This window comes from Brevibacillus sp. 7WMA2 (assembly GCF_010748895.1).
Taxonomy (GTDB): Bacteria; Bacillota; Bacilli; order Brevibacillales; family Brevibacillaceae; genus Brevibacillus_B; species Brevibacillus_B halotolerans.
Genome location: NZ_CP048799.1, coordinates 4284979 through 4297864, shown reverse-complemented (window position 1 = coordinate 4297864; position 12886 = coordinate 4284979). Strand labels below are relative to the sequence as shown.

11 protein-coding genes are annotated in these 12886 nt (G+C 43.0%); 3 read left to right on the top strand and 8 right to left on the bottom strand.

The window, feature by feature from the left end; genetic code table 11:
* The first annotated feature begins 8 nt into the window (after positions 1-8).
* Positions 9-1199, top strand: coding sequence for a glycosyl hydrolase family 18 protein (locus GOP56_RS18475; RefSeq protein WP_163246238.1), 1191 nt, complete (start codon positions 9-11; stop codon positions 1197-1199).
* 71 nt (positions 1200-1270) lie between these two features.
* Here the strand turns inward: GOP56_RS18475 and GOP56_RS18470 are convergent, their stop codons facing one another.
* The 6 genes from GOP56_RS18470 to GOP56_RS18445 form a co-directional block, all read right to left on the bottom strand.
* Positions 1271-1978: an ABC transporter ATP-binding protein gene (locus tag GOP56_RS18470; protein ID WP_003335679.1), complete on the bottom strand. Its 708-nt coding sequence runs from the start codon at positions 1976-1978 to the stop codon at positions 1271-1273.
* Between the two features lie 12 nt (positions 1979-1990).
* Complete coding sequence (locus tag GOP56_RS18465; protein ID WP_004432798.1) at positions 1991-2767, bottom strand: ABC transporter ATP-binding protein; 777 nt, start codon at positions 2765-2767, stop codon at positions 1991-1993.
* Between the two features lie 13 nt (positions 2768-2780).
* Positions 2781-4064 carry a branched-chain amino acid ABC transporter permease gene (locus GOP56_RS18460; RefSeq protein WP_163246237.1) on the bottom strand — a complete coding sequence of 428 codons (1284 nt, stop codon included), beginning with the start codon at positions 4062-4064 and terminating at the stop codon, positions 2781-2783.
* Between the two features lie 9 nt (positions 4065-4073).
* On the bottom strand, positions 4074-5021 hold the full coding sequence (locus GOP56_RS18455; protein ID WP_163246236.1) for a branched-chain amino acid ABC transporter permease: 948 nt from the start codon (positions 5019-5021) through the stop codon (positions 4074-4076).
* Positions 5022-5170: 149 nt separating this feature from the next.
* Positions 5171-6340, bottom strand: coding sequence for a branched-chain amino acid ABC transporter substrate-binding protein (locus GOP56_RS18450; protein WP_163246235.1), 1170 nt, complete (start codon positions 6338-6340; stop codon positions 5171-5173).
* Positions 6341-6587: 247 nt separating this feature from the next.
* The gene (locus GOP56_RS18445; protein ID WP_163246234.1) at positions 6588-8354 is read right to left on the bottom strand and encodes an adenine deaminase C-terminal domain-containing protein; all 1767 of its coding nucleotides are present in this window, start codon (positions 8352-8354) and stop codon (positions 6588-6590) included.
* Positions 8355-8496: 142 nt separating this feature from the next.
* Between GOP56_RS18445 and GOP56_RS18440 the strand changes: the two genes are divergently transcribed.
* Entirely contained in the window at positions 8497-8943 is a 447-nt protein-coding gene (locus tag GOP56_RS18440) for a YgaP family membrane protein (RefSeq protein WP_254068454.1), read from the top strand.
* 166 nt (positions 8944-9109) lie between these two features.
* On the opposite strand, the gene purD is transcribed toward GOP56_RS18440, so the two are convergent.
* Together purD and purH are read right to left on the bottom strand one after the other, a co-directional pair.
* Complete coding sequence (gene purD / locus GOP56_RS18435) at positions 9110-10399, bottom strand: phosphoribosylamine--glycine ligase (RefSeq protein WP_163246232.1); 1290 nt, start codon at positions 10397-10399, stop codon at positions 9110-9112.
* A gap of 16 nt (positions 10400-10415) precedes the next feature.
* Entirely contained in the window at positions 10416-11972 is a 1557-nt protein-coding gene (gene purH / locus GOP56_RS18430; protein WP_163246231.1) for a bifunctional phosphoribosylaminoimidazolecarboxamide formyltransferase/IMP cyclohydrolase, read from the bottom strand.
* 186 nt (positions 11973-12158) lie between these two features.
* On the opposite strand from purH, the gene GOP56_RS18425 reads away from it, so the two are divergent.
* Positions 12159-12869, top strand: coding sequence for an NAD-dependent epimerase/dehydratase family protein (locus GOP56_RS18425; protein ID WP_254068452.1), 711 nt, complete (start codon positions 12159-12161; stop codon positions 12867-12869).
* The last annotated feature ends 17 nt before the right edge of the window (positions 12870-12886 follow it).

Below are 12886 nucleotides of genomic sequence, written 5' to 3'. Positions count from 1 at the left end.
GAGAAGAAATGCCACGTCTCTTCTCACGCTTCTTCACCTTGTTGTTGGTGATTAGCTCTTTGCTGGTAGCTTCTTGTCAATCCGGTTCACCGTCCCAAAATAAATCTGCTACCTCTGCTCGAAATACTTCTCCTCATTTTGCATCCGTTCACGAGACTCCTACTATACAAAATGTAATTTCTAGCACCCGCCCCAGAGAGGTGCTTGGCTTTTATACAGAAGCAGAGGAGCCTTATCCTGGATCTCTTCCAACCTTATCTGCTCAGCATGAACAGCTTAGTACAATCGTACCCTTTTGGCATAAGCTAGATGATAAAAATCCTGGATATTTACAAACAACCCTTCCAAAAGAAGAGCAGCAAAAGATCATAGATCGGGCACATGCCAATCAGGTTCAAGTCTATCTGTTAGTTCATAATCTGTTCTATGGTTCTATCCAAAAAGGAAAGGATGTTGCACGAGATATCTTACGCAATCCTAAGAATCAGCGTTATTTTTTGCGTAATTTAGAACGTGAAGTGCTTTCCATGGGCTATGACGGCATTAATTTGGACATTGAGAATCTATATCTAGAAGACAAGTTTGCATTCACTCAGTTAGTAAAAAATGTAACGGAATTGATGCACCGTTATGGTAAGACCGTCACAGTCTGTGTTCCTGCTAATACAGGCGATGAGCGTTCCAATGTATGGTCTCCTTGGTTTGATTATAAGCTACTAGGTCGCTACGCTGATCGCTTGGTGATCATGGCCTATGACGAGCATAATCCGCGAACCAAACCAGGACCTGTTGCCTCCATTCAATGGGCTGAAGATACGGTGCGCTATGCACTCTCACAGGGGGTTCCTGCTCAAAAAATCTTACTTGGGGTTGCTGGTTATGGTTGGAATTGGAACAGCAGCAGTGAAAAAGCCGAGTATCAATCCTATAAAAGTCTTATGGATCAAAGCAAAACCCACGGAGCCACTCTTAATTGGGATCAGGAACGCCTCTCTCCTCACATGCAATACATGGATGAGGCGGGGAATATGCACATCGTTTGGTTTGAAAACTCTTTTAGCACCCGCTCCAAGCTAGATTTAATTGAGAAATATGATCTGGCTGGGATAGCCCTTTGGCGCTTGGGACTAGAGGACCCAACCATTTGGGATAACCTTTCCAATCAAATTAACGTCTGGAAAACGGATACGATTCATTAATGAAAGGGCAAGCCCTATACACAACAAAAACCTTGAATTCTGGAGGAGATTTCAAGGTTTTTGTTACTATTCTATGCCAAATACGCCTCTCTCACCTGAGGATCTGATAGCAGATTTTTTGCATCATCCTTCAAAATGATCTCACCCGTCTGGATGACATAGCCTCGGTGTGCAATGGCAAGTGCCTGATTTGCATTCTGCTCGACCAACAGGATGGTCATACCCTCTTGATTTAATTCCGTGATGATCTCGAAGATTTGCTCAACTAAAATGGGAGCTAATCCCATAGATGGCTCATCTAACATCAGAATTTTCGGCTTCATCATTAATCCACGAGCGATAGCCAGCATTTGCTGTTCACCGCCTGACATCGTGCCACCTTTTTGAGATACTCGTTCTTTTAAGCGTGGAAAATAATGAAAGGCTCGTTCGATACCCTCTTCCATCACTTTTTTATCCTTGATAGAAAAGGCCCCCATCTCCAAATTTTCCTTCACTGTTAATTTTGGAAATATCCGCCTTCCCTCCGGAACATGAGCAATTCCTAATGCTGAAATTTCATGCGGTTTTTTACCGGTAATAGCTTGCCCGTTAAATAACACTTGACCTTCTTTGGTTCGTACTTGACCACATATGGCTTTTAAGGTAGTTGACTTTCCAGCTCCATTAGAACCTATAAGAGTTACAACTTCTCCCTGCTCTACCGTAATACTTAGACCTTTTAACGCATGGATGCCACCGTAATAGGTATGAACCTCCTTCAATTCCAATAATGCCATCGCTCTTCCCTCCTACGAAGCTTCTGTTGCGCTCTTGCCCAGGTACGCCTCAATTACTTTTGGATTGGTTCTTATGTCGTCTGGAGTACCCTCCGCAATCTTTCTGCCGTAATCCAGAACATGAATATACTCGGACAGCCCCATAACCAGCTTCATATCATGCTCGATTAAAATAATGGTTAATTCTAATTCGCGTTTGAGCTGACGTATGAAGTCTGTCATTTCCACCGTCTCTCTTGGATTCATTCCTGCCGCTGGCTCATCTAACAAAATAATCTGAGGGTTCGTAGCTAAGGCCCTAGCGATCTCTAGCCGGCGCTGCAATCCATACGGCAGGCTTCCCGCGGTTTCATTAGCAATCTGTTCAATCCCTACATATTCAAGTATTTGATAAGCTTCAATTCGTGCTCGTTCCTCTTCTTCCCGTACTCTTTTTGAATGAAACAAAATTCCCAGAAGACCTGCTTGCAGACGTCCATGCTGCCCAATCATTACGTTCTCTAACGCGGTCATTTGTTTGAACAGTCTGACATTTTGGAATGTCCGTGTAATGCCTCGGGTTGCTATTTGATCAGGTTGAAGTCCTTTAATACTCTTTCCATTTAGGACAACATCCCCCTCGTCTGGCTCGTAAAAGCCTGTCACCATATTAAAAAAAGTGGTTTTACCTGCCCCATTTGGACCGATGACTGCCGTGATGCTTCCTTTTTCAATATCAATCGACACGTCTTCATTAGCTACCAGACCACCGAATTTCTTAGTTAAATGTCTCGCTTCTAACAATGCCATGCTACACCCTCCTCTAACCTACTTTGTTTCGTCCAGTCAGCTTAGCAAGAATGCCATGCCGTTGTTCAACCTGAGCGTGATTTTTAATGGACTCCATATTTTCTTTCCTTCTTTTTGCTGGAATTAAGCCGTTTGGACGATAGAGAGCCGCTACTACCAGCAGAATTCCAAACACCATCCGCTGTAGCTTAGACGGGTCTAGCTGACTGGGTAGATACAGGATTCCTGCCTGAGATAGCTCATGTAAATAATTAGATAGCTCTTTTAAAATTTGAACCTGTAGCAGTGTCACAAACGTTGCACCTAAAATAACGCCGGGAATGCTGCCACTCCCACCTAAAATAACCATTACCAAGATGCTAAATGACTCCATCAATGTAAAGGAGGTAGGATCAATAAAGGTTTGCTTTGCCGCAAAGATAACCCCCACTACCCCTGCAAAGGATGCTCCTGTAGCAAATGCCGCTAATTTCGTTTTTAACAGAGAAATGCCCATAGACTGCGCTGCCAGCTCATCTTCACGAATCGCAATCCAAGCCCGCCCTAGTTTGGAATGCTCCAAGCGAATGTTGGCAAATACAATCAATAAAATCACCACGAGCACAATAAAATAGAAATGAAAAGCATCAGAAAAGGGTTCACCCCATATTTGTGGGGCATTAATAGACGTTATTCCCTGAGGTCCATTTGTTATATTGATTGGCTTATCCAAATTATTAAAGATTATTCTGATAATTTCGCCAAATCCTAAGGTAACAATGGCTAGATAATCTCCTTTTACACGGAGAACGGGGAGTCCTAGCAGAATTCCAAAAATGGCTGCAACCAGCAAACCAACCACTAAAAATGCCCAAAACCACTCTCCACTTAACGGGAACAAATCTCCCGGAATAAAATGATTAGCCTGTGCGGTAGCAAATATGCCATATGCATATGCTCCAGCGGCAAAAAAAGCAATATAGCCTAAATCCAATAATCCTGCAAATCCAACCACAATATTTAAGCCAAGCGCCATCGCTACATAAATACCGATATTGGTCGCCACTTCCATATAATAGCTGTTATCATAAGCAAGTAATGGAATAAGACCAAACAGCACGAATACCCCTAAAAACACTTGTGTCCATTTATTCGTCTTCGTGTAGTAAATGAGCAATACGGAAAAAATAAGCCCCACAAAGCTTGTTACCGATTGCTGTAATAAATAAAGTGCTACAGAGCATGCTGCAATCCACACCAGCGTAAGAGGAAGCGGGATTGGTTTTTCCTTTGCTAGCACATTTTTAAGAGTTCCCATTTCTTTCACCTACACTTTCTCTTTTACGGCTTCTCCAAGCAGACCCTCTGGTTTGAACAGAAGCACTAGAATGAGAATGGCAAAACCGATGACATCCTTATACTCTCCTCCGAAGGCTCCCCCTGTTAACGGCCCCATATATGCACCAGCCAACGACTCAACCAAACCAAGAAGCACTCCGCCCAGCATCGCCCCTCTGAGGTTGCCAATCCCGCCTAATATAGCAGCAGTAAAAGCTTTCATGCCCAAAATGAAACCAATGAAAGGATCAATCGTTCCATAGTTTTGTGCAAACAACACACCTGTTGCTCCACCTAAGCTTGAGCCAATAAGGAAGGTTAGCATAATGACTTTGTCCACATTTATGGTCATAAGTGATGCTGTGGATTGATCCTGTGAAACGGCACGCATCGCGATACCCCATTTTGTCTTATTAATAAAAAAGGTTAATGTACTCATCATTACGATTGCTACAATAACAACAATTACAGCTTTGGAGGGAACTTGGGCAATTCCGATATCGATTTTTCCAGGGAATAAAATCGGTCCTGTTAAATAAAAGGTATCCCGATGAAGCGCTTCTGCAAAACGAACGACATCCTGCAAAAAGAAGGACACACCAATAGCAGATATCAACGGAACCAGCCGCGGGGCATTACGTAGAGGTCGATAAGCAACCCGTTCAATCCCGACACCCAATAAACCGGTTACGATCATACTGATAACGAGAGCAAGAACAAGAGCTAAAAATGGATTCATTCCTTGCAATACACCATTAGCATCCATAATCAGCAGCACTTCTGTTCCGACAAAGGCTCCCACCATAAAAATTTCTCCGTGGGAAAAGTTAATAAATTCCAAAACCCCATAAACCATTGTGTAACCCAGGGCTACAACTGCATACATGAAGCCGAGGGTAAGTCCATCGACCAAAACTTGAGGTAGGATCTGCCACATGTACATTCCTCATTTCTTTATATTTTTACTGTAAATGCAGATCATTTTCCCTAAAAATAAATAGGGCTTTTCCTCAATCATTCACAAAAGAAGGGCGCTTCTATGTGTCGTCCCCTTACTACAACAGTAGAAAGCGTCCTTTGTAATTACTACTCAATTTTGCCTACATATGTGGCTTTGCCGTTTTCAAATTTATAAACAAATATCTGAGCGAATTCATTGTCTCCTTTTTCTGTAAAGGTGACTTTGGTAAATTGACCTTGAAAGTCTTTCGTTTTATGAACGGCGTCTAATACTTGCTCTCTGCTAGGCTTCTTATTTCCATTTGCCTTAATAGCGTTTTGTAGGCCATGCAGTAATACCTTCATCGCATCATATCCGTAAACGGAATAGGCTTCTAGCTTTTTATTAGTTGCCTTCTCATAAGCTTCAGCCCATTTTTTTCCTTCAGCAGTTTGGGTAACGTCCCCCGCTGCCGATGTATAGATCACTCCTTCAGCAGCACTGCCAGCAATCGTCACTAATTCTGAGGAATCAATTCCATCCCCGCCCATAAATTTGCCCTGATACCCTTTATCACGGGCCTGCTTAAATAACAGACCTCCTTCCGTATAAATCCCTCCAAAGAAAACCAGGTCTGGTTTTCTTGTAACTACTTGATTAACCACAGCACTATAATCCTTTTCCCCTACAGTAATGCCTTCGAAACCCAGTATTTCCACTCCATCCTTTTCAAATTGAGCTTTTACTTGGTCAGTTAATCCTGTTCCATACGCCGTTTTATCAGTAATAATGAATACGGTTTTTACGCCAAGCGTATTTTTGGCGTATCTAGATGCTGCGGGGCCTTGTGCATCATTGCGTGCGCAAATGCGATGGACTGTCTTCTTCCCTTCTTCAGTAAGATTGGTGCCTGTGTTAGCGGGAGAGACCATGACCAGTTTGCCAGCTTCATACTTAGAAGAGGACGGAACAGCAACACCTGTATTGTAGTGGCCGATCACTCCCAGTACGTCCTTGTTGGCAACCAGCAGCTGGGCATTGGTAACACCCTGTTTGGGATCAGCCTGATCATCCTGAGGAAAGAGCTGTAGATCGAACCCCATTTTCGCAAATTCTTCCTTCTCCTCCTGCAACGCGTACCCTGCTCCCTGTTTAATCGCGTCCCCAATGTTTGCGTATGCACCAGATAGCGGGCTTTGTGTAGCTATTTTTATTACCTCTTTTCCGGTGCCTTGGCCTGCCCCTGCACAGCCTGATAAAGCTAATCCAGTAATCAATATGGCGGTCAAGAGTCCCATGCTAGTTTTCTTGTTCATGGAATCAAATCCCCCTTATTTTTCTTCTTTCAACTAAATCAGTGTATTCTCAGATCGTCAGGATTTTGACAACTATAGGGTAGGAAGATTCGTTTTGCGTTAATGATTATTTTTTATTGTAAAATAACTCAGAAAATTTACAAGAAAAAAATAATTTTTATCGGAGCGATTTTACCGCGTCATTGGTACTATTTTACACATCTCAATAAGGAATAGAAGCTTTATTGATAACCTATCAGCCAAACCTTTAGATCGAACTAGCTGGATAAATCATAGTACCTGTCTTCACTTCATAGATTCCAGACTTCGTAAAACGAACAAAGGGTAAATGGGTAGCTGTAAAAAATAATAAGGAATAAATTGGATCATCAAAACGATAGCCACGTTCTCTCATTAAAGTGGTAAAAAGCTCGCTTTTTTCCATGACAATCTCCATCGGTTCATCTGTCATTTTCCCACCTATAGGCAGGGGCATATGAAATAACACTTCTCCCTTTTCAATGATCGCCACTCCTCCTTTTGATGCTACGATCTCCTGAAGGGCCGCTTTCATCGCTTGTGGATTACGACCTAATACGAGAAATTCTGTGGATGCATGGAAGGTGGTCGCTAATGCTTCTAGTTCAACAGCAAAGCCTCGTAAAATGGCCTTTGTGAGTTGTTTCGTCTTGGGATCAATTAAGACTGCAAGCATCGCGTCCGGTATTTGTATAAGCTCCTCCCAATTATGAATAACAGTTGTTGTATCTAATTTGCTAATAACTGCATTTATCATACAGATGACAGGGAGAGCATCTAAGTGAAGGGCTGGTTCTTGCTCTTGTTCTGGAAACTGAAACCAATGATCAGACACCTTTTCTTCCATGGTGGAGCCAATAGAAATAAACTCACTTAGTTGCCTTTTTGGTGTCTTTGCTTTCGCTTGTCCCTCCCCAGCGATGAGAAGACCATTTGCGATAACCGTTTCTGGCGTTGGATTACTTCTCTCTGTAAGCAACAATATATCAGCCACGCGTCCAGGAGCAATCCCACCTATTTCCGTATCCATTTTGTAATAAGTAGCAGGATTTAATGTTGCCATCACGTAGGCTTCTTCCATAGGCATACCGGCCTCAATTGCCACTCGGATCGTGTAGTCCATCACTCCGTTTCGAAGCATCGGCGCTGTAGCTCCATCTGAGGTAAGCATCATGCGAGGTGACCAAGGCAAGCCTAATTGCTTCCATTCTTTAATCAATTTGGGCAGATCAGGCCGAATGGAGGAATGACGGAGTGTAGCATACATCCCTACTTGTAAGCGATGCAGTAGCTCGTCGGCCGTCATACTTTCATGACAAGCTCCTACACCATGAGCGGCCGCTAAAGTCAATGTATGATAAGAAGCCCCCGGATGGTGACCCTCTATTCGTTTACCCAAATCCAGAGCATAGCGCATCCCTTCTAACAGCTCTTCTCGCTCATCCAATATTCCTCTCCAATCCGTTAATTCTCCAGCCTGAATCACTAGAGGATGGTCTAATAGCTCCTTTATTCTTTCTCGCTGGAATACTCCTTCTGGATCAGGCAGCGTTTGTGAATCCAGCCTAGCCCAAAAAAATTGCTTCACGGGATGCTTATTTATCTCATCTAAAAGCGAAGACAGCTTATCATAGGGCAACAATTGAAAAAAGAACAAGCTATCACTTACCATCGTCGTAGTCCCTGTCTGCAATGCATAATCAGCTAAGGTGAACGGATTATACCATTGAAAAGGATGAGCATGCGGTTCGATGTATCCCGGGACGATATACTTGTCTTTTGCATTTATACAAATTGTATCCTGATTTACTAATGGTGCTTTTTCTCCCACATAAGCAATTCGCTCCCCGGACAAGACGATGTCTGCTTGGCGCCAAGACTTCGTATATACATCTAATATGGTACCTCCCGTAATCCACACACTAGCAGCTTCAAGTCCTTTTGCTGTACGAATCATTTGTTTATAAGCCATTTCTGTTAGTTTTCTTGCCCTCACTCATTCCCTCTCCTCTTGTGTTAGCATCGTTATTTACTACTTATATGACTCACTCATGGATCCCTGCTTTTCTGCCATTTTTTCCTTGGGTGGACGATCGCTTCTCAACACAAACTAACACAAGGAAGGAGGCTGGATGAGCATGAAAAAGAATGTTGGTAGGCTGGACGCCTATATTCGTATAACCTTGGGGCTAATCGGGTTAGGGTGCGCCATTAGCAAAATGTCAAATCATCGCTATCGTAGAAAACCTTATGGTCTTTTGCTTTGGTCTGCTACGAAGGTAGCTGAGGGCATCACGCGCTTTTGTCCAATCCTCTTGATGTTTGGTATCAGTACCAGAAAAGAGGATTTAATACGTCAAGCGATGGATAAAATTATTCCGACTGGTCTTTCGCTTTACAACAAGACTAGAGAAGCTACGTCGTCGATGAAAAACCGAGTATCAAAGCGCACCTCCACTGATCATACCCAAACAAATTCTCAGAATGAGCAGGCAACAAACCATAATGCTGAAAACACGCAAGCTGAAGAGCTTGCTCGCAGGGCATTCGAAAGCTTTGTTGAAAGCGAAAAACAAGGGGAGTAAGCACCTTTTCAACCATCTACTCAGGAAAAAGACTCACATCTTGATCAAGCCCAGAATAAAAACGCGTCTAATCATGATGCTAAGTAAATCAAACAAAGGGATCAGGCCACAGATGCCCAATCCCTTTTGTTTGTTCAATCAAAGAGTACTTGTTCTTTCTGACTGTCTATACCTTTTTAAAAGCTTTATCAGCAATATCTCTACGATAATGTGCACCTGTAAAGGATATGTTGGCTACAGCCTGATATGCCTTTTCTTTGGCTAGCTGCAAGGAGTCGCCTAAAGCAGTTACTGCAAGCACCCGTCCACCATTTGTTACAAAATGACCAGCTTCCTGCTTCGTACCAGCATGGAATACCATTTCCTGTTTGTCTTCTTGAGGCGAATCAGCTACAGATACATCCAGACCACTTATAACAGCTCCCTTAGGATAATCTCCCGGATATCCTGGTGAAGCCATAACAACCGTAACCGCACTCTGCTTACTCCATTTGATATCTAAATCAGCCAAGGTTCCATTTATTGTGGCCATCACAATATCCACTAAATCCGTTTCCAATAATGGCAGAGTGACCTGTGTTTCTGGATCACCAAATCTGGCATTAAATTCTACAACCTTAGGACCATCCTCGGTAAGCATTAATCCCGTGTACAAAACACCTCGAAACGGGATACCTTCCTTTACCATAGCAGACGCCATCGGTTGAACAATCTTATCTATTATATGCTGTATATCGCTATTCTTTACTTGAGGTACAGGAGCATACGCCCCCATTCCGCCGGTATTCGGCCCTTTATCTCCGTCAAATACCGTCTTATGATCCTGAGAAGGAATCATTGGCTTAACAGTCTCTCCATCAATAAAGGAGAGCAACGTCAATTCTTCCCCGCGCATAAACTCTTCAATAACAACGCGACTTCCAGCTTGACCAAACTTACTATCCTGCATGATCTGACGGATTGCTTCTTCTGCTTCCTCTAGGCTAAAAGCTAGAATGACACCTTTTCCTTGTGCCAGACCGTCCGCTTTAATAACGATGGGCGCCCCTTTTTCTCTTACATAAGCGATAGCAGATTCATAATCGAGGAAAGATTCATATTCCGCAGTTGGAATATTATATTTTTTCATCAGACATTTAGCAAAGGATTTACTGCCTTCCAGCTTTGCGGCTTTTGCACTTGGACCATATATAGGTAGATTACGTAGAGTAAAGAAATCTACAATTCCTCCTAAAAGCGGATCTTCAGGACCTACAATGGTAACATCAATTTCCTCATCTTTGGCAAACTGTGCCAGTGCCGCATAATCTGTCACTTGGATCGGAACGTTTTGCACCAGAGCAGCGGTTCCACCATTACCCGGAGCGCAGAAAATTTTCTCCACTTTAGGGCTTTGTGCCAGTTTCCACACGAGGGTGTGTTCCCTTCCCCCGCTGCCTACTACCAAAACTTTCATTCTATTTGTCCTCCCCTTAATGTTTAAAATGACGGACACCTGTGAAAATCATAGCAATGCCATGACGATTGCACGCATCGATCGATTCTTGGTCTCGAATAGAGCCACCAGGCTGAATAATAGCTGTAATTCCTGCTTGAGCTGCTGCTTCTACTGTATCAGACATTGGGAAAAATGCATCTGAGGCAAGAACTGCTCCCTTCGCTTCTTCTCCAGCTTGTTTGATCGCAATTTGGGCTGAACCTACTCTGTTCATCTGCCCCGCACCAACTCCGATCGTTTTATCTGATGTAGCTAGAACGATCGCATTAGACTTAACGTGTTTGACCACCTTCCAAGCAAACTCTAGTTGAGTTAGCTCTTCTTCACTTGGTGAACGTTCAGTTACGACCATTATAGCAGTAGGGTCAAGGGATTTGCGATCCCATTCCTGTACAAGCGCTCCACCATGCACAGAAGTAATTTGATAAGCAGAACCCAATGCACCTTTATGCTCAGTAGAGGCTATCTCGTCCATCTGAAGTAAACGCACATTTTTCTTTTCCTGCAAAACAGCCAATGCCTCTGGTTCAAAAGCTGGGGCAATAATGATTTCTAAGAATACCTCTTTTAGTAGTAAAGCTGTTTCGCGATCAATCGGGCGATTCGCCGCTACAATCCCACCAAAAATAGAGACGGGATCAGCATCATACGCTTTTTGATAAGCCTGATGAATGCTCACTCCCACACCTACCCCGCATGGATTGGTATGTTTTACGGCAACCACTGCTGGCTCGCTGAATTCAGCCAATATAGCCAATGCAGCATTAGCATCGTTAATATTATTATAGGAAAGTTCTTTACCGTGAAGTTGTTTGCATGCAGCGATATTGCCGCTAGTGGACAAAGCATCTCGATAAAAGGCTGCCTTCTGATGAGGGTTTTCTCCATAGCGAAGCTCCTGAGCCTTTTCATAGGTAACCGTGAAGCTCTCTGGCAATTCCTCGCCTGTTTGTTCGCTTAAATAGCGTGAAATGAGAGAATCATAGGCAGCCGTATGACGAAATACTTTAGCTGCTAGGCGTTTGCGCGTTTCTAAACTGGTGTTTTGTTGTTCGCGGATTTCATTCAACACAAGCTCATAGTCATTAGCATCCACAACTACAGTCACGTATGCATGGTTCTTTGCAGCCGAGCGCAGCATCGTTGGGCCGCCAATATCAATATTTTCAATCGCGTCCTCATAGCTGACATCTGTACGAGAAATTGTTTCCTTAAACGGATAAAGGTTCACCGCTACGATATCAATATATTCAAAACCTTGGGCCGCCATTTGCTCCGTGTGCTCTTCATTATCGCGAACCGCAAGCAAACCACTGTGAATAGCTGGGTGCAGAGTTTTTACCCGACCATCCATCATTTCTGGAAATTGGGTTACCTCCGATATTCCTGTTACCTTAACTCCTGCATCAGCTAAAAGAGTCGCTGTACCTCCAGTTGAAATGACCTCAAAACCTAGCTCGACAAGCTGGCTTGCAAATTCCACCACCCCTGTTTTGTTAGATACGCTAATCAGTGCTCTCTTTTTCCCCACGGAAAGAACCTCCTGACATGTAATTACTCGTTTAACACGAACATTTCAAGCTAATCATATTATAAATGTACGCTTTTTTCAACTTTTTTACTGCTCAAACAGCCTATTACCTTTTATTTACTTTATAATTACCTTCTATCATAATGTTCTTTTTTTTCTGGCAAAAATAGGAGATAATAAGAAAGATTGAAGAAGTCAGAAAGGATTGTTGACATGCTCCAAAAGAAAACAGCCCTTCTTGCGGGCGCAAGCGGACTGGTAGGAGGACATTTACTCACTTTTTTATTAGAAGCTCCCGAATACGAGCGTATTTATGCGGTTGGGCGAAAGGCGCTATTCATTGATCATCCGAAACTCGAACAAGCTGTTCTTTCTTTTGAAAATCTGGATCAATACGACTCTCTTTTCTCATGTACGGATATCTATTGCTGTCTTGGCACCACACGAAAGAAGGCCAAAGGTAAGAAACAATTTGAGCAAGTTGACTATGAATATCCACTGGCTATAGCACGCCTAGCTAAACAACAAGGTGCTGAAAAATTTCTATTGGTTTCTGCTCTAGGTGCTAATGTACACTCGCTTTTCTTTTACAATCAAATAAAAGGGAAGCTGGAACGAGATATTGCAAATCTACAATTGCCTACTGCCTTGTTCTTTCGTCCTTCCTTATTACTAGGTAAACGTGATGAGTATCGAATTTCCGAACATTTGGCAGGTAAGCTTGTTCCTTTGCTCTCTCCTTTGTTGATTGGCCCCTTAGCAACATATCGTGCTATCCCTGCCGAAGAAGTAGCCTATAGCATGTACCAAGCCGCCCAACAAAGCATTTTCGGAAATCATGTGTACGACTCATCACTTATACATGATATGGCTCAATCACGTTTTTCTACATCCTAATCTACAGTGCAGATACC

What these genes read in the sequence shown, in the direction of transcription:
- GOP56_RS18455 (WP_163246236.1), bottom strand. Translation starts at nt 5,021, where the DNA reads ATGTGGCAGATCCTACCTCAAGTTTTGGTCGATGGACTTACCCTCGGC.
- GOP56_RS18465 (WP_004432798.1), bottom strand. Translation starts at nt 2,767, where the DNA reads ATGGCATTGTTAGAAGCGAGACATTTAACTAAGAAATTCGGTGGTCTG.
- GOP56_RS18460 (WP_163246237.1), bottom strand. Translation starts at nt 4,064, where the DNA reads ATGGGAACTCTTAAAAATGTGCTAGCAAAGGAAAAACCAATCCCGCTT.
- GOP56_RS18470 (WP_003335679.1), bottom strand. Translation starts at nt 1,978, where the DNA reads ATGGCATTATTGGAATTGAAGGAGGTTCATACCTATTACGGTGGCATC.
- GOP56_RS18440 (WP_254068454.1), top strand. Translation starts at nt 8,497, where the DNA reads ATGAAAAAGAATGTTGGTAGGCTGGACGCCTATATTCGTATAACCTTG.
- purD (WP_163246232.1), bottom strand. Translation starts at nt 10,399, where the DNA reads ATGAAAGTTTTGGTAGTAGGCAGCGGGGGAAGGGAACACACCCTCGTG.
- GOP56_RS18450 (WP_163246235.1), bottom strand. Translation starts at nt 6,340, where the DNA reads ATGAACAAGAAAACTAGCATGGGACTCTTGACCGCCATATTGATTACT.
- GOP56_RS18475 (WP_163246238.1), top strand. Translation starts at nt 9, where the DNA reads ATGCCACGTCTCTTCTCACGCTTCTTCACCTTGTTGTTGGTGATTAGC.